At 23.9% G+C, this 16,975-nt stretch carries 17 protein-coding genes; 3 read left to right on the top strand and 14 right to left on the bottom strand.

Annotated elements, in window-relative coordinates; translation table 11 throughout:
• The 6 genes from MBBAR_RS09420 to MBBAR_RS09445 form a co-directional block, all read right to left on the bottom strand.
• Positions 1-916 (bottom strand): right-handed parallel beta-helix repeat-containing protein (locus tag MBBAR_RS09420; protein ID WP_143746190.1); only part of this gene is annotated, 916 nt, incomplete at its 3' end.
• Positions 917-1,690: 774 nt separating this feature from the next.
• Positions 1,691-2,065 (bottom strand): HEPN domain-containing protein, encoded by a 375-nt coding sequence (locus MBBAR_RS09425; RefSeq protein WP_080461095.1) that lies wholly within the window; start codon positions 2,063-2,065, stop codon positions 1,691-1,693.
• 25 nt (positions 2,066-2,090) lie between these two features.
• The gene (locus MBBAR_RS09430) at positions 2,091-2,393 is read right to left on the bottom strand and encodes a nucleotidyltransferase domain-containing protein (RefSeq protein WP_080461096.1); all 303 of its coding nucleotides are present in this window, start codon (positions 2,391-2,393) and stop codon (positions 2,091-2,093) included.
• Between the two features lie 155 nt (positions 2,394-2,548).
• Positions 2,549-2,779 carry a hypothetical protein gene (locus tag MBBAR_RS09435; protein ID WP_080461097.1) on the bottom strand — a complete coding sequence of 77 codons (231 nt, stop codon included), beginning with the start codon at positions 2,777-2,779 and terminating at the stop codon, positions 2,549-2,551.
• A gap of 61 nt (positions 2,780-2,840) precedes the next feature.
• Entirely contained in the window at positions 2,841-3,488 is a 648-nt protein-coding gene (locus tag MBBAR_RS09440) for a hypothetical protein (protein ID WP_080461098.1), read from the bottom strand.
• A gap of 19 nt (positions 3,489-3,507) precedes the next feature.
• A complete protein-coding gene (locus MBBAR_RS09445; RefSeq protein WP_158082578.1) occupies positions 3,508-5,499 on the bottom strand; it encodes an Ig-like domain-containing protein in 1,992 nt (663 codons plus the stop codon).
• Between the two features lie 613 nt (positions 5,500-6,112).
• Here MBBAR_RS09445 and MBBAR_RS09450 point away from each other — a divergent pair.
• Complete coding sequence (locus tag MBBAR_RS09450) at positions 6,113-8,032, top strand: hypothetical protein (RefSeq protein WP_080461100.1); 1,920 nt, start codon at positions 6,113-6,115, stop codon at positions 8,030-8,032.
• A 116-nt stretch (positions 8,033-8,148) separates the two neighbouring features.
• The gene (locus MBBAR_RS09455; protein ID WP_080461101.1) at positions 8,149-8,664 is read left to right on the top strand and encodes an acyltransferase; all 516 of its coding nucleotides are present in this window, start codon (positions 8,149-8,151) and stop codon (positions 8,662-8,664) included.
• 486 nt (positions 8,665-9,150) lie between these two features.
• Here MBBAR_RS09455 and queC read toward each other — a convergent pair whose 3' ends face one another.
• Positions 9,151-9,885 carry a 7-cyano-7-deazaguanine synthase QueC gene (queC, locus tag MBBAR_RS09465; RefSeq protein ID WP_080461103.1) on the bottom strand — a complete coding sequence of 245 codons (735 nt, stop codon included), beginning with the start codon at positions 9,883-9,885 and terminating at the stop codon, positions 9,151-9,153.
• A 365-nt stretch (positions 9,886-10,250) separates the two neighbouring features.
• Between queC and MBBAR_RS09470 the strand changes: the two genes are divergently transcribed.
• Positions 10,251-10,760 (top strand): nitroreductase family protein, encoded by a 510-nt coding sequence (locus MBBAR_RS09470; protein ID WP_080461104.1) that lies wholly within the window; start codon positions 10,251-10,253, stop codon positions 10,758-10,760.
• 89 nt (positions 10,761-10,849) lie between these two features.
• On the opposite strand, the gene MBBAR_RS09475 is transcribed toward MBBAR_RS09470, so the two are convergent.
• The 7 genes from MBBAR_RS09475 to MBBAR_RS09505 all read right to left on the bottom strand — a co-directional run bounded on the left by MBBAR_RS09475 (position 10,850) and on the right by MBBAR_RS09505 (position 16,934).
• A complete protein-coding gene (locus MBBAR_RS09475; RefSeq protein WP_080461105.1) occupies positions 10,850-11,503 on the bottom strand; it encodes a DedA family protein in 654 nt (217 codons plus the stop codon).
• Between the two features lie 80 nt (positions 11,504-11,583).
• Positions 11,584-12,489: a putative glycoside hydrolase gene (locus MBBAR_RS09480; protein ID WP_080461106.1), complete on the bottom strand. Its 906-nt coding sequence runs from the start codon at positions 12,487-12,489 to the stop codon at positions 11,584-11,586.
• Positions 12,490-12,718: 229 nt separating this feature from the next.
• A complete protein-coding gene (locus tag MBBAR_RS09485) occupies positions 12,719-13,762 on the bottom strand; it encodes a DUF354 domain-containing protein (protein ID WP_143746191.1) in 1,044 nt (347 codons plus the stop codon).
• 8 nt (positions 13,763-13,770) lie between these two features.
• Complete coding sequence (locus MBBAR_RS09490) at positions 13,771-14,157, bottom strand: restriction endonuclease (RefSeq protein ID WP_158082579.1); 387 nt, start codon at positions 14,155-14,157, stop codon at positions 13,771-13,773.
• A complete protein-coding gene (locus MBBAR_RS09495; protein ID WP_080461109.1) occupies positions 14,150-15,460 on the bottom strand; it encodes an oligosaccharide repeat unit polymerase family protein in 1,311 nt (436 codons plus the stop codon). The genes MBBAR_RS09490 and MBBAR_RS09495 overlap by 8 nt, the downstream gene beginning before the upstream one ends.
• Before the next feature lie 49 nt (positions 15,461-15,509).
• Positions 15,510-16,304, bottom strand: coding sequence for a hypothetical protein (locus MBBAR_RS09500; RefSeq protein WP_143746192.1), 795 nt, complete (start codon positions 16,302-16,304; stop codon positions 15,510-15,512).
• Positions 16,305-16,679: 375 nt separating this feature from the next.
• Positions 16,680-16,934, bottom strand: coding sequence for a KTSC domain-containing protein (locus MBBAR_RS09505; protein ID WP_158082580.1), 255 nt, complete (start codon positions 16,932-16,934; stop codon positions 16,680-16,682).
• Positions 16,935-16,975: the final 41 nt, after the last annotated feature.

Raw genomic sequence — 16,975 nt, forward strand, 5'->3', positions numbered from 1 at the left:
CTGTTCCTGTGATGTTGTTGTTGGCGAAGGTTATATTGGTGTTGTTGCTGCTGGATGCAGACAGATAAACACCATCGTAGTATGTTCCTGTGATGTTGTTGTTGGCGAAGGTTATATTGGTGTTGTTGCTGCTGTATGGCTCCAGATAAACACCATAGTATGTTCCTGTGATGTTGTTGTTGGCGAAGGTTATATTGGTGTTGTTGCTGCTGGATGCAGACAGATAAACACCACGTGATGTTCCTGTGATGTTGTTGTTTTCAAAAACCAAATTAGCAGACGAAACAGGACTATTATAACTACCATCACCTAAATATACACCAGAAGAAACACCAGTTATATTATTACCACTAAATAAAACATCAAAAACAGTCCTATCAGCAGATTTACCGAATAAAAAAACAGCACCACGATAATCAGCAGATATACTGGATTTAATAATATTATCCTTAATAACAACACCTGTTATAGGATTAGCACTACCACTACTACTTAAATTAATACTAACACCAGAAGTAGTAATATTATTATCACTAACAGTCAAATCACTACAATTAGATTTTATAGCTGTAGCATAACCACTAATAGTTAAATTAATAATCTTTACATTAGTAGCATTAATATTAAACAAAGTATCAACACTAGATGTTGTGAATTTAGCACCACCACGATTTTTACCAACAATAGTAGCATTACGACTAATATTAAGCTGACCCCAATCAACATACTCACCATCATCAAAACTAATCACCAAATCATTATCATTATCATTATTAATAACACTTTGGAACTGTTCAGTAGTATTAACTGTAGTAAAATCATGATTAGCTGCACTAACACTAGATAAAGCTAAAAAAATAAATAAAACACACCCAACAAAAATAATTGGCTTAAAAAATCTATTTATTGTAAACATTTTCGTTTTTTCACCTCCTGATCCAATCAATCAGTAATATAAAAAATACTAGCACAATGAGAACACTCACTACGCTACAATAATATAATATAAAAAAACTACTATAAAAAACTTCCTACCCAAAAACAAAAAACAACCCAAACGTCATTAAAAGAATAAAAAAATTAAAAACTAAAAAATAATAAACAAGACAATAAGAACCCATATGAACGAATAAACACAGCAAAAAGAAAAAAACAATAGCTATCCCCCCCCCCCCAGCTTTAAATTAAAATTAAAGGAATATTAAAAATAATTAAAAAAAAATAAAATAAAAATAAGAAATATAAAAATAAAAAAATAGGCTTTGTAGAAATCCTTTTAATATCAATATAATTATAAAAAAAGATTATGATTAAAAATCTTTTATTTTGAAATTAAAGAATTATTTTAACAATTTAATTTCACAAAATTAAAAATTTCAAGTGTAAAAAATAAGGATTTCTACAAAGCCTATAATAAATTATTTTATAAAAATATTAAAATAGCTAAAATAGTTAAAAAATATAAAAAATATAAAAAATATAAAAAATATAAAAAATATAAAAAATATAAAAAATAAATCCTCATTTAAAGCTATATAAAGTATTTGTTCTACTGATTTCACGTACCCTATATAGAGAATCTAATCTTATATTCTTAACAAGTTTTAAAAATTTCTTAGATATTTTAAAGAATATATTATCCTAAAATAAAAAACCAAGAGGAATAATTAAAATCTAATAAAAAATTGATTTATAAAAACCTTTTGCATTCATCAATAAAAATCTTAGCATTTTTAATTGATTGATCTGCATCTTCTTCCGTAAAAACAATATAAAGTTCATAATCCGCATCATAACGATCATGTTGAGACCTAATAAATAAATTGTAAATATCCTGATTAAAGTCCATAATATGAATATATTCATGCCCCAACTGATGAGTAATACCTTTATGAGTCTTAGGATAAATATTTTTCTTAGCTAAAATCCCTCTAGCTGCATGGAACATTGCATAATAAGCTAAGATAACAACAGAATTATAAGCTTCATTTTCAAATAAAATCAAAGCATGGCTAATCTTTTCATTAGCAATATTAAATTCCATCTCAACTTCATCAAATGCCATAATTAAATCCCTATGATAATTAAAATTAAATTAAAATGCCTTCTTTCTCAATACTAGTCATTATATGAGAATTCTTTACTTGTTCATAATTATTTTTTCTTATTATTTTAACAGATAGATATTCATCTAACTCTAAAATTATTTTACCAACTTTAGAATAAACATCATCAATAATTTTAGACTTATTATTAGTAATAATCAAAATATCAATATCTGAGTCCTTAGTATCTTCACCACGAGCTACAGAACCAAATAAAATAATTTTTTCAATCTCATGGCGATTTAAAGAATTTGCAAAGTCAATAGCTAACTGTTTCTTATTCACCATAGGTAATCCTTCCTTCTCTTAAAAACTGTTTTTATTATAAACTTTAATATTAACTATGTAAATAATGTTATATAGTTTTTATCATGAAAGAAATAGTAATTTAAAAAATAATAAAAATATAAAATTATTAAAAAAATAATATAAAAAATAAATCCTCATTTAAAGCTATATAAAGTATTTGCTCTACTGATTTCACGTACCCTATATAGAGAATCCAACCTTATATTCTTAACAAGTTTTAAATATTTCTTAGGTATTTTAAAGAATATTTTAACAGTAGCTGACTTTCCTGGTTTTAAAGCTTTGAGTTTAGCAGATTTAGTATATTTTTTAAGTTTTGAATACACTTTTCCGAAATTTTTAGTTCCTGGTTTTTGATACCACATCTTAATTTTAGTAGCTTTTGAAGTCTTTGAACCAATGTTTATAATTTTAATATCTAAATAATCAATATTTTTTTTTCTTATAGTTTTGATATGTATTATAACCAGAAGTAACTTTAGTTATACTAAGCTGCGGATTATTTTCAACATAAACAAGGTATATTTTGGTTCCATTTATAATATTTCCAGGTAAATCCATACCAAACAAATATCCTTTAGTAAATGTAGCATTGAGATTTACTTTAATCAAATACCATCCAGATTTTTTATATTTATGAGATATCCACTTATTACTGATTTTTCTAGTCTTATCTCCAAAACTTACAGTGGATTTTTTGAGTTTTAAGCCAGTAATATTAGTAACAGAACTATCAGAAGGGTTTACTATAGCTTTATAATAGATTTTAGTTCCTTTTGCTACTTTAAAAGTATAATTTTCATACTTTTTATATTTACTTGGAATCTTTTTTTTACTTTCAAGTGAATAAATTTTTGCTTTTGTAGTGCTTTTTACAGACAAATCAGTATATGCATCAGCGTCAGAGTTAGATATTGTAATATCTCCATTTCCAATATAAATTTCTGCAGAAACGGCTCCGATCGACCAAAGAATACTAAATACAATTATTAATAAAAATAAAATAGAGAATTTTTTATTTATTTCGATTTTATTTAATATTTTTATTTTAATAGTATAAACCTCCTTATACATTTAATTAAATTAAATTTCATTAAGAAACGATATTTATTTGTGATTTTTTAAATCCTTTGAGATTATTCTTATAATTAGACTCTAAAAGCTTTTTATTAAAATTAATATAAACATACTTCTTATATTTACTATTTAAAACTTTTAGTATGGTACTTTTTTTAGCTTTATCAGGATATTTAAGCCCATCAAGATTTAAAGTCATACCTGGCTGTATCCTAGTATCATGTCCTTTTATTTTTTTAAGAGTAACAGTTAAGCGTATTGGAGATTTAGGCTTTTTTTGAGACCCATACCAAAATAAAATGTAAATTTTACCAGTAGCTATCTTATTACCTTTGTTTTTAACATGAATAGTGTATATATTAGTTTTTTTATTAAAAGATAATGCAGTGACAGCTAAATCAGCTTTATATCTAATATAATCAGATTTAAATGAAATTTTATCATTAGAATAATCATATTTACTTGAATAGTTAGAACCAATTTTACTAACAATATCATAATTGTATTCAAGAACTTTATGATTATAGTTGATTACAGCATATTTTTTGTATTTTTTATTATTGCTATTTAATTTGACAGTTATAGTAATGCTTTTACCTTTAGCTAAAGCTTTAACTGTAATATACCTCGAATAAACATTCCTTCCTTTATTATAATATACTTTAAGCTTAGATTTTTGGGAAGTCACTTCTCCATTGTTCTTAACAGTGATTTTATATTTTGTTGAAGTTATTTTCTTAACATTCGTGATTAATAGGTCTGCTCTTGGAGTAACATATATACTGATTTCTTTTGAAATTGGTTGTATTATAGTAATATTTCCAGAATGATAACCACTATAACTTACTGTTGTTTTTGCCCAGCCAGTTTTTGCAGGGTCAAAATAATAAGTAGCATAACCATTTGCATCAGTAAATAACATAGTTCCAGTAGTTCCTGTTAACCATATCATAATATATGCTCCACTAATTGGATGCCAAGCCCATACAGGATCCTCACCAACTTTTTTTGTAGGATAATACTCAAGTAACCTAACTTTAACTATAGATTTACCATATAAAGCAATAGGACTATTTTTTGAGATTACCTCTATCTTAGGAGTATAATTATTAATAAGAGTAATAGAACCATCAACAGACTTTGCAGTATAATTTATTCCATTAATGAAAGTATCAAAAGTCATTACTTTAATAGGGTAAACACCAGGTTTATTCCACCACTGATAATACTTACCATCACCATAATTATGATTTAATATAGCTTCACCATATGAATTTGTCTTTACAATTGAAAAACCAGTAGCACCATTAATACTAATAGTAATAGAAACCCCTTCAATAGGATTACCCTTTTCATCAGTTACTTTAACATGTATTTCACTAATATCTCCATTTTTAGCAGGTAAAACTGGGTCAATTGTAATATTGACCTTTTCATTCTTAACTTTAAGTTGATTAAGTATTAATGACAGATTCAAATCATTAGTGCTATTAGCTATTACATTAACACTTTTAGTAACATTTATTTTAACATTCCAATAGCCAGAATTAAGACCAGTAATGAACCACAATTTATTAACATCATCATAAATAGCTTCATAAACAGAATTATTTAGATAAAAAATAACATCAGAAGTAATAGGATTACCAAAACCATCAGTAATGTTAAAAACCAAAGCATCATTTTCTTCTAAAATATTAACAGTAGAATTAATAGCTATTGTAACATTACGATCACCAGTAGGAACATCAGTTAGATTATATAAAGCACTTGAATTAGTATCCTGACAATCATCAACTGACTGATCACCAGAGGTAATGTTAACATCAAAATTATCTGCACCAATATCATTACTTAAAGTAATATTAGCTGTAATATTACCAGTATCATTACCATTACCTTTACTATTATCATTATCAGTAGCTGAAACATTATTTAAGCATACCAATAATAAAAATATTATAAAAATGCTGATAATCAATTTTTTTGTTTTATTAGTATAATTCATAATAAATACCATTATTCATTTAATTATTTATCTTAAACTCTCTTAAATTATCATAAACTTAATTTAATTCGTTTATTTTTTTATAATTTAAATTTTTATATTATTTTTTAAATTTTAAAATATTTGAATCCAATAAATATAAATATACCACTTATAAACAATAAACACCAAAACAAGAAGGAAAATGCTTATGACCAATTAATAAAATCCAAAAAAAGAATAATTAAAAATAAATCTTAATAAAAAGGTGTTTACAAAGTGAACATTTACTATCTTATAATAAGGTGAACATAGTATATAAACTTAACCATATAAATAAATTAAAAATTAAATAATAAACAATGAATAAATTAAGAATTAAATAATAAACACTAATTTTTTTACAGCTACTATACTTATTCCAAAATAGCTATTTAAAAAAGAATCTTATAAATTATATTCTAAACATAATTCTTAACATTATATTAACAAGAAATATATCATAATATTTAAATTAAAAAAAAGAGATACTATAAACAATTAATATTAAGATAATCAAAATTTAATCAAAATTTATATTAGTTATTAATAAAAAATATATTATTTAATTAATGTTACAAGAAAGAATGATACTATGAAAGTTGTAGCATGTGAAAACTGTGGAGCTAAATATCAAATCGATGATAATGAACAAGTCGATGATTATGAATGTTCTGTATGTGCAGGAAACTTAAAATCAGTTGAGGAATATCCCTCAAAACACTCTTTGAAAAAGCAAAATCATAGTAATCTTTATAGAGATGATCCTGATTCTAAAATTGTATATTGTAAAGATTGTAGTTTAAAATATACTCTTAAAAATAATGAAAATCTTAAAGATTATGAATGTTCTAGTTGTTATGGAGATTTAAGATATATTGATGAAAAACTCAATGAAACTATTGATGAACCCCCCAATAATAATCTTGATAAATTAGAAGAAAATAAAACCCATGGAAAAGAACAGATTGGTGAAGAAAAATATATAGATGATCAGGAAGATGTTATTTATGTTGAAAAACCATTTTATGGCTCAAATACTTTAAATAATAAACATGAAATTGAAAATTCTAATGAATATCAATTTGATAGTCAAGACAGCTATAAAAAAGATATAGATAATATAGATAACTCTAATCTTGTTTCTAATCCCAATTATAACACTCCTAATTTTGATTCAAATATTATTTATCCAATGACTGAAGCTAATCTTAGAAAGTTAGAAAAAAAATTGAGAAATGAAATTAAAAAAGATTTCTCAGAAAGTATATCTAAAAGCTATGGAAAAACACTTGAAAGAAACATAGACATCAATCAATCTTTATATAATGAAAATAAAAACAATGAGTCTATTAATAAATATAACTATAAAAATGAAAATGAAAATAAAACTATTGAGGATAAAACACAAAATCATTTAGAAGGAAAGAAAAATAAAGAATCTGAAGAATCTATATTTGATAAAATTTCAAAAAGAAACACAGAAGAAAAAAAGAAAGAAAATAGTGCAGCTAAAACACATAATCAAAAACAAGAATTAATTCCTCACCCAAATACAAAAAACACCTCTTATCATGATGTTTATATTATAGCAGGATTGATTATAGCTTTAATAGGTCTTTTAGATGTTTTACTATCTAAAAGGATTTATAGTGTCATATTTATAGTTATAGGAATTATTATATTTATCATTGGACTAATCAAAAATAATAGTTATGTTTCTACAGAAAAAAGAGGTAGATTAATCAGAGAAAAGCTTTTAACACTTCCAGGCAACTTTTATGTTCTTTATTATGTGAGAGTTCCAAATTCAAATGAAGGTATCAATCATGTTGTTGTTGGATCCTCAGGAATATTTTCAATTGTAAGTCAAAGTTATAATGAAAAAGAAGATAAAAATAAAACCAAAACTGAAAATGAAAATAAAAACTTAGTAAATAAATCAAATTTAGATGATTTAACTCTTCTAGATGAATCAGAAAACATTGATGTGACTAATAATATAAACAATAATATAAATAGTAATATAAATAGTGATATAAATAATATAAGTAATATAAGCAATAATAAAAACAGGGACAATAAAAATAACAAAAATAAAAAAGATAATGAAGATAATGAAGATAATAACAATGAAAACAAGAATACAATAAACAATACTATTGCAAAAAACAATATTAAAGAAAATAATCAAAAAACACCAAGTAAATTTAAATTCAAAGAAGCTGAAAATAAATTCCCACATAATAACAAAATAAAACAAAAATCAATACATTTAGGTGAAGAATTAATCGATTTTTTAAATGAAAGTGGATTTCAAAACTTCTATGTTGAACCATTAGTAGGTTTTGTAAACAATGAAGTTGCAGTTATAAATATGCCTTTAACTGATGAAGATCTATTTATTGATGAATTATTACAAAAAATAGTTCATGGAAAAAGACAATTAGATGATAAAACCACTCATAGAGTTGCTGTCTTATTATCCCAATATGCTACAGAATGTTCTTCTTAATATAAATAGAAAAAGATAAAAAGCTAGAAAAAAATAAGAAATTAAAAAAATAAGAAATTAATTTCAAATCCAACAATAGCTTAAAAATCAATAGATTATTAATTTAAGGTCATTTTATGAGTATAATAACAACTTTCTATAAATATTATCAAAATTTCAAAAAGAAAAAATATTCTAATAAGGTTAAAAAAGTAGCTAATATTGTGGGAAATGATTTGAAAGTTAATGGCCCAAGTTATGTTACTCCAAAGACAGAATTAGGAAACAATGTTAATTTTAATGGAATTAAAATACAAGGCCATGGTAAAGTTATTATAGGGGACAATTTTCACTCTGGAATTGAGTGTATGCTAATAACTGACATTCATAATTATGATAATGGCAAATCAATACCATATGATGAAACAGTTATATCAAAAGACATTATAATAAAAGATAATGTGTGGATTGGGAATAAGGTTACTATATTAGCTGGAGTTACCATTGAAGAAGGAGCTATTATTCAGGCAGGAAGTGTTGTTGTTAACAATATACCTAAATATGGAATTGCTGGAGGTCATCCAGCTAAAGTCTTTAAATATAGGGATAAAGAACACTACGAACAATTAAAGAAAGAAAAAAAATTCCACTAAAAAAATACTAGAAATTTAAATAAAAATAATATCATGATAATTTAATTAAAAAATATTGAAATTATCATCGAAATTATTATTATTAATAGTATTATTAATAGTATTATTAAAATTATTAATAAAAATACTATTAAAAAATATTAAAAATATTAAAAATATTAAAAAATATTAAAAAATATTAAAAATATTAAAAATATTAAAAATATTAAAAATATTAAAAATATTAAAAATATTAAAAAATATTAAAAAATATTAAAAATATTAAAAATATTAAAAATATTAAAAATATTAAAAATATTAAAAATATTAAAAATATTAAAAATATTAAAAATATTAAAAATATTAAAAATATTAAAAATATTAAAAATATTAAAAATATTAAAAATATTAAAAATATTAAAAATATTAAAAATATTAAAAATATTAAAAATATTAAAAATATTAAAAATATTAAAAATATTAAAAATATTAAAAATATAATCAAAGTTATTCTATATAAATAGTTGGATCATCAACTCCAGCTTCTATAAAAGCTCTTTTACGACGAACACAAGATTCACAAACACCACAATGATTATTTTCTCCAGTATAACAAGAATAACTAATATCCATAGGAGCATCAACTTTTTTTCCAAGTTTAACAATTTCAATTTTATCTAAATCAATTAAAGGAGCTTTTATTTCAATTTTACTAGAAGAAATAGTTCCTATATCTATAAGCTCATTAAAACTATTTAAAAACTCTTTTGAATTATCTGGAAAGGTAGCTGCTTCTTCCTTGTCCCAACCAACAATTATTATATCTGCACCTTCACTTTCAGCAAAAGAAGTAGCTATAGCTGTAAAAACAACATTTCTACCTGGAACCCAAACTTTATTAGCTGTTTTTTTACTAACATCAATATTATCAATATCATCGAGATTTACCTTAGGAATAGAATTATCACTAGTCAATGCAGAGTTTCCAAGATTAGCTAACCATTGAATATCGATTATTGTATGCCTCATACCTAATTTTTCACATATTTTCTTTGAAGCATTGATTTCCTGATTTAAACTTTTTTGACCATAGTTAAAAGTTATTGCATGAATATCATAATCTTTTGCAAAGAAACTTGTTGCAACAGTTGAATCCAATCCTCCCGAAAGAACAGAAATTGCTTTTTTATTATTAATTTTTTTATTATTAATATTTTTATTATTAATATTTTTAAATTTCATTTTTCCCAACAGCTGATAATTCAATTAAAGCTTTTTAAAAAATAATATATTATTTATTCTTTTATTACTAAAATTTATCATTTTATTACTAAAAATAATTACTAAACTAAATATAATTACTAAACTAATATAATTAATAAAATAATATAATTAATAAATATAATTATATATTAAAATAATAATTATTATTAAATATAATTTTTTATATAATTTTTTATATTATTTTTATAGATTTTATTAACTTTATAAATTTTATTAGTTTTATAAGTTTTAAATAATGTTCTATTAATTTCAATTATATAATAAAAAAAGAAATTATATAATAAAAGCTAGAAAATATGTAATAAAAAGTAGGAAGTTATATAATGGAAGAAATATTCAAAAGAAGAAGTATTAGAAAATATCGTGAAGGCGAAATTGAGGATGAAAAGATAGACAAATTGTTAAAAGCTGCAATGCAAGCACCAGGATCTAGAATGGGTAAAGAACCTTGGGAATTTATAGTTATTAAAAATAAAGAAACTATAAACAAATTAAGTGAAATGGACCATAATTCAAAAGTTCTAAAAGGAGCTAGCTTAGCAATTGTACTTATAGCAAATATGGAAAATTCTCATTTCAAACATGTATGGCAGCAAGATATGGCAGCTGCAGCTACAACTTTACTCTTGGAAGCAAGTTATTTAGATTTAGGTGCTGTATGGGTAAATATTGCACCTAAAGAGGAAAGAATGAAATATATATCTGATTTATTCAATCTTAACGAAAATTTAAGACCATTTAACATAATAAGTATAGGATATCCTGCAGAAGGTGAAGAAAATAAATTTATCGATAAATATAATGAAGCTAGAGTTCATTATGAAAAATACTAAAATAAAATTATAAATTAAACTAAAGTATAAAAACTAAAATATAAAGTACTAAATTAATTACTAAATTAATTACTAAATTAAGTAATAAATTAAGACTTATTATCTATTTTTTTCTTTCTTTTCATTATTAATTGTAGTAATATTGGTAAACCAGAGATAACAACAATAGCTATTACTAAAAATGAAAAATTATCTTTTACTATAGGTAAATTACCAAAAAAGTATCCTATTAAAGTGAAAATTAGCACCCATGTTATACCACCAATTACATTATATGATAAAAATTTTTTGTATGGCATTAACCCAATTCCAGCTACAAATGGGGCAAAAGCTCGTATAATAGGTATGAAACGTGCTAGTATAATTGTTTTTCCACCATATTTCTCATAAAAATCATGAGCTTCAATTAAATGTTTTTTATTGAAAAGTCTAGAACTCTCCTTATTGAATATTTTAGGGCCTATATATTTTCCAATGTGATAATTAACAGTATCTCCCAAAATAGCAGCTATTGATAATATAATTATCGATAATATTAGATTTAATTCTCCTCCTGCAGATAATGCTCCCACTATAAATATTAATGAGTCTCCTGGTAAAAATGAAATAAGAATTATCCCAGTTTCACAAAAAACAACTGAAAACAATATTAAATATGTTAATGGACCAAATAAGTTTATTAAATAACCCAAATAAATATCTAAATTTAAAATAATGTCTATAATTTGATTTGTAAGTTCCATAGTTTTTACCTAGTAAATAAAATCAGATACAAAATTATCATATAAATTATCAAATTTTTATAAATTTAAAATAGCTAAATTCATTGTTTAATTTCATTTAAATTAAACCAATTTTTCATAAGTTCCCAGTTAAATAATGCCACTCCATCAGCCCCTCCATCAATTGCAGCTTTATAATTTTCTTTTATTGTGCTTTCAGATAGAGAAGTTTCGTTATCATCACTAACATAGACTTGAATCCCCATAGTTACTTTAGACCACCAAGCTAAACTTTTAAAATAGGATGCTGTTTCTTTAATCCAAGTAGAATTCTGATCATAATTACCAGAATAAGCCATAGGAATTATCACATCAACATACTGAGATAATGTTCTAACATCTTGACCATAATATTTTTCATCCTCTCTTTCAGGCATTACTGTTGCAGATAATGTTACATCCTTATTTTTAAGACTATCGCTAACCATTGAAACAAACTTTGAAACAGCATTAGTAGAAGTAATTCCATTAGGATAATTATATTCATAAGCATTTCCAGGATAGCGAATATAATCTAATTGAATACCACTAATTCCAGGAATCTCAGCGAATTTATTTATTTGATCTATTTTAGCATTAAAATAATCATAATTAAAGTCTTTTTTATTGGTATCAATCGGATTTATCCAAGTTCCATTATAAAAGCACTGAACCCAAATATGAACTTTAATATCATTTGCATTAGCTTTTTTTGCCCATGAGCTGACATTTTTTTCTCCGAATATATCAACAGCACTAGAATGAAGGAAAATATTTTGAACACCATTTTTAGATAAATTATCTAAATCAACATCATTCATATGTTTTCCTTGAACCCAAACAGCATTATTAACACTATCTTTCAAAGCTACTGTTACAAAACTACTTAATAAAAGGGCAGATATAAATATAATAAGTATTAATCCAATGTGTCTTTTTTTAATGTTTTTAATGTTAATTTTTTTCATTAAAGCAACCTAATTTAATTTATATTTCTTTTAATTATAATTCTTCTAATAAATATTTATCTTAAAACTATAATAATTTATTGAAAAATTAATAAATAAAAAAAAATTAAAAAATAATTAAAAGAAATAATTAAAAGAATTATAAATTAATAAAGAAATAAATAAAAAAATTAATAAAAAAATTAATAATATTAATAAAAAATAACTCTACAATAAAAAAAAATTAAATTTACAACCTATATGTACAATCTATTATTGTTTTAAATAAGTTATTAGAAGAAACATCATACTCATTATAATCATTATTTTCCTTATCAACAACAAGAAAAGACAAAGCACTATTAACAATATCTTCAACATTATTATACTTAAACATTAAACCTCTATTGATATAATATTGATCAACAGCCAAAGTTTCACCAGGATAACAAGAAATGACAGGCGTTTTTAAAACTGCCGACTCCCTATTTATAGTACCTCCAGCACCAATAACTAAATCACATTGTTTAATTACACTAGATAAATCAATAGGAGGTTCAAGTATACTGACATTATTAATTCCTTCAAAAATATCAGCTTGCTGTTTAAAACGAGGCAATACAAGAATGTTAGCATAATCCTTTAAAACATCAATTATCGGAGAAAGAACTGATTTTTCAGAATCAACATCAAGATATGAAGCAAGAGAAGGCTCAGGCCTCATTAATATAGTTTTATTTAAATCAAGCTTAATATCTAAATCATCAAATATTTTTTCATTATATTCAAAATTTTTAAAGTGAAGCAACTCACTAGTACCATCATAACTTATTATTTTATTTGGATCTACACCATACCTCATTAACTTCCTTACATCAATAACACTTGGAGCAATAATCCTATCACATAATGGTAATGTCATTTTATTTACTGCTTCTGCATATTCATTATCTATAATATACACATTAGGTATATTAAGACCAAAAGATACACGCGGTAACTCCACTGAATGTTTAGCTAAACAAACATCGATTTTTTCAGGAGCTATTATATCTACAATCTCATTAACTCTATTTGTACTTTCTTTTAATTTTTTATATAAACCTAAACCACCATGTTTACCAACAGAAATAAAATCAATACCATGAGTTTCCATTAATCTATGTATGTCTCCAAAATCACGAGTAGTTACTATTACATCTTCACCTTGATCTTTAAAATATTTAATTATATCCTTAAAAAACATTACATGAGGAGCATTAGTTATATCTATCCAAATTTTCATCAAAAACACTCCAGTAATTATGTTCCATATTCAGAAATTAGATTTATTAGTTCAACACCATTTATTAGTCGAATATTCTTAATTTCATTGTATTTCTTGTTTTCAAAATCTGAAGTTGTGATAAAAACCCCATTTTCAGCATTACAATCATTTAATTTTTTTATGAAATCTTCAACTTCAATTTTAGAGATCATATCTCTAGACTGCCTAGCTTGCAAGTAAATTTTTCTAAACCCTAAAATATCTTCATTTATGACTCCTTCAACAATAATTTTTTTATTATCTATTATTTTTAAGTTTGTTTGAGTTTGTTTTCTTCCACCACCATAACCCATCGATACTAATAAATCAATAATTAAATTTAAAAAATTATCTAAAGAATAATCCACTATATCTTTAACCATTAATACATTCTCCAATCTTAATTTTCTTATTATAAATAATATTAGCCATATAAAATAAAAATCCCAGTAAAAAGTAGCCAAGAACATTAATTTCCATCAAACCAGTTTCGATACATATAATAGCATAGGTTAGAAGTAAACTATAAACAAAAATATAAGAAAAATCTTTTGATATTCTCATTATCTTATATCCTAAACCTAATATAAATCCAATAAGACACATACCGAGAACCACACCTAATCTTCCAAAGTCAAGTAACATAGGACCAATAATAGTAGGAGTGATTGATACAGTACCTCTCCAAGCTATTAATTTACCAATAATCATCCTTGTACTAAGACCACTACTTCCGGGAATTGCACTAAGCATTAACTTACCATGAGTAATGCCAAAATTTCCTGAAACACTATTTATAAGATTTAAAACATTCAATGTAAAATTAGCTCTAAATCTAAGAGATTCAAAAAGCCCTAAATTATTTGCAGAATTTTCTTCAATAGCCCTGAGATATCCAAAACCTGAAAGAAAGAAAAATCCAACAATTAAAACAATTATAACTTCCAAAATAGAAATTATTCTCCCATAATAGCCCATAATAAGCATCATGAGCATGACAGCACACAAATGTGTCCTATATCCTAGAGTAAATAAAAAAAATGAGGCAATGAAAGATAAAGCAAGAAATCTAAATCTTACCTGAGAAAGAGTTAATTTATTATCTTTAAAACGCTGCAAATAAGAACTAGCAACAAGACCTACACCAGGAATCAACAAACTAATAGGCATAGTAAAAATAGGTATCAATTTATACCGCAAAGAAGGATTAAAAATAGGCAATCCACCCATTGTAATAGTGCAAATAAAAAAAGATAAAACACCACTAAGTATACAGACAAAACCAATTGAATAAAAATCATTATAATCAATCTTAATAAACTGATTTTGACTTTTATCTTTAAAAAAACACATTGGTAAACATAAAACACCAACAATAAAACTAATAAAAGCTAAAAATAATGTAACTTTCAACTCAAAAGATAAATCAGTTGTAGAGATCAATAAAAAAATTGAAAAAACAATTAAAAAACAAAAAGGATGAAATAAATAATTATTTAATATCTTACTCCTTCTTAAAAAACTAATAAAATCATTACTTGGATAAATATTTTTAAAATAACTATTAAGAAAGCTCTTTTCAACAGACAACATAATTTCAAAAATTAAAACAAATAATTTAGAATTTCTAAAAGCTTTTTCAATAAAAAGAAATACCCTCATTCCTAAAGAATAAAAAAAACTCATAAAATTCACTCCAAAACAAATTATAATTTTATATTTCCAAAAAATTTTATTATGTAACCTTATTTACACTTAAAACATCATAATTATCTTCAATTGATTTTATCTGCTCTTGATTTGCATTATAAATTCTAATATTAATTGCATCAGATTCACCATTTATATTTCCAAGAATCTTTGATGCTAATCTAATATCAGAATTATCTGCCATTACAAGAGCCAATTGGAGATAAGAATTTTTAAAAGTAGGTCGAATAGACTCTTTTTTTAAATCATCATACATAATATTTGATAAGTTTTGAAACAAATTATTATTCACATTATTAACACTAATTCTTGTTGAAATTGTGTAATTAGTCCCATTAGGAATTCCAGATACAAAATTTTCTAATGTTGAAACACTTTGATGCTTGATTTTAATATCAACAACATTTTTATATTTAGTGCCCGTGCCTTTTAATATTATTTCTTCAATGTAAATATCAGCATCATCTGCATCGTATACCGCCATTATAGGCTTATTTGAATTGTCTGGTAGGATTTCAACTTTTATATTTTCTCCTCTATAAACATCGACCCAAATAACTGTTCCATTTGCACTAATATCTTTACCTTCTTGATTATAACCTTTAATTTCAGCTTTAACTATTTCACCCTTATGATATAATATCGAATATTTATCAGGAAGATCGTTAATGGTCTGAGAATCGAATATATAAGTCTCAACATCACCATCATCATTACTAACAATTGTATAAATAGAGAACAATAAAGCCCCTATAATGAAAACTAAAATCACAATATCAATTATCGTAAACTGAGATATAATCGAACGTAACTTTCTCATAGAACTCAAACACCATTTTTAAAGAACAAAATCAGAATCTTAAAATTTATTCCTCTAACAAATAATTTATAAATATGGAGTGAACATTCTCTACCTTATATTTTATTAATATCTTTAATATAAACCTACCTATATAAAAAATACAAAAAAGAACATGATTAATATAAACTTGAATGTGATATATATATATATATATTTACTATGTATATATTAACTAATAAATAATAACCATTATTATTAAAAATTGAAAAATAATTAAATAAAGAATACAATGAAAAATAATATAAAAATAATTATAAAAATAATATAAAAAATAAATATAAGAATAATATAAAAATATCTAAAAATAAAGCATAGAATTTTTTAATCAAGTTGTTAATAATCATGAAAATTAAGATATTTGTGATCTTCATCAGTTAAAAAATCTATTTTATGAGAATATTTATATTTAATATTTTGATAATAGAACTTATTAGAAAAATTTGACTCTTTAAAACCTTGAAATACTTCATTAGGAACATTATGATGTGCATATTTAGTACCGTGTCCATTTCTAAAAATGACAAATAATGTTTTAGAAATATTATCATAATAAACTCTTTGAAAAGTAATATTATTAGAAAAATCCATAATAATCATCTCACTATCCATAAGGAATATTTCATTATATA

The sequence above is a fragment of the Methanobrevibacter arboriphilus JCM 13429 = DSM 1125 genome, assembly GCF_002072215.1.
GTDB lineage: Archaea > Methanobacteriota > Methanobacteria > Methanobacteriales > Methanobacteriaceae > Methanobinarius > Methanobinarius arboriphilicus.

What these genes read in the sequence shown, in the direction of transcription:
- queC (WP_080461103.1), bottom strand. Translation starts at nt 9,885, where the DNA reads ATGAAATTTAAAAATATTAATAATAAAAATATTAATAATAAAAAAATT.
- MBBAR_RS09445 (WP_158082578.1), bottom strand. Translation starts at nt 5,499, where the DNA reads ATGAATTATACTAATAAAACAAAAAAATTGATTATCAGCATTTTTATA.
- MBBAR_RS09440 (WP_080461098.1), bottom strand. Translation starts at nt 3,488, where the DNA reads ATGTATAAGGAGGTTTATACTATTAAAATAAAAATATTAAATAAAATC.
- MBBAR_RS09435 (WP_080461097.1), bottom strand. Translation starts at nt 2,779, where the DNA reads ATGTGGTATCAAAAACCAGGAACTAAAAATTTCGGAAAAGTGTATTCA.
- MBBAR_RS09430 (WP_080461096.1), bottom strand. Translation starts at nt 2,393, where the DNA reads ATGGTGAATAAGAAACAGTTAGCTATTGACTTTGCAAATTCTTTAAAT.
- MBBAR_RS09490 (WP_158082579.1), bottom strand. Translation starts at nt 14,157, where the DNA reads ATGGTTAAAGATATAGTGGATTATTCTTTAGATAATTTTTTAAATTTA.
- MBBAR_RS09425 (WP_080461095.1), bottom strand. Translation starts at nt 2,065, where the DNA reads ATGGCATTTGATGAAGTTGAGATGGAATTTAATATTGCTAATGAAAAG.
- MBBAR_RS09500 (WP_143746192.1), bottom strand. Translation starts at nt 16,304, where the DNA reads ATGAGAAAGTTACGTTCGATTATATCTCAGTTTACGATAATTGATATT.
- MBBAR_RS09470 (WP_080461104.1), top strand. Translation starts at nt 10,251, where the DNA reads ATGGAAGAAATATTCAAAAGAAGAAGTATTAGAAAATATCGTGAAGGC.
- MBBAR_RS09480 (WP_080461106.1), bottom strand. Translation starts at nt 12,489, where the DNA reads ATGAAAAAAATTAACATTAAAAACATTAAAAAAAGACACATTGGATTA.
- MBBAR_RS09475 (WP_080461105.1), bottom strand. Translation starts at nt 11,503, where the DNA reads ATGGAACTTACAAATCAAATTATAGACATTATTTTAAATTTAGATATT.
- MBBAR_RS09505 (WP_158082580.1), bottom strand. Translation starts at nt 16,934, where the DNA reads ATGGATTTTTCTAATAATATTACTTTTCAAAGAGTTTATTATGATAAT.
- MBBAR_RS09455 (WP_080461101.1), top strand. Translation starts at nt 8,149, where the DNA reads ATGAGTATAATAACAACTTTCTATAAATATTATCAAAATTTCAAAAAG.
- MBBAR_RS09495 (WP_080461109.1), bottom strand. Translation starts at nt 15,460, where the DNA reads ATGAGTTTTTTTTATTCTTTAGGAATGAGGGTATTTCTTTTTATTGAA.
- MBBAR_RS09450 (WP_080461100.1), top strand. Translation starts at nt 6,113, where the DNA reads ATGAAAGTTGTAGCATGTGAAAACTGTGGAGCTAAATATCAAATCGAT.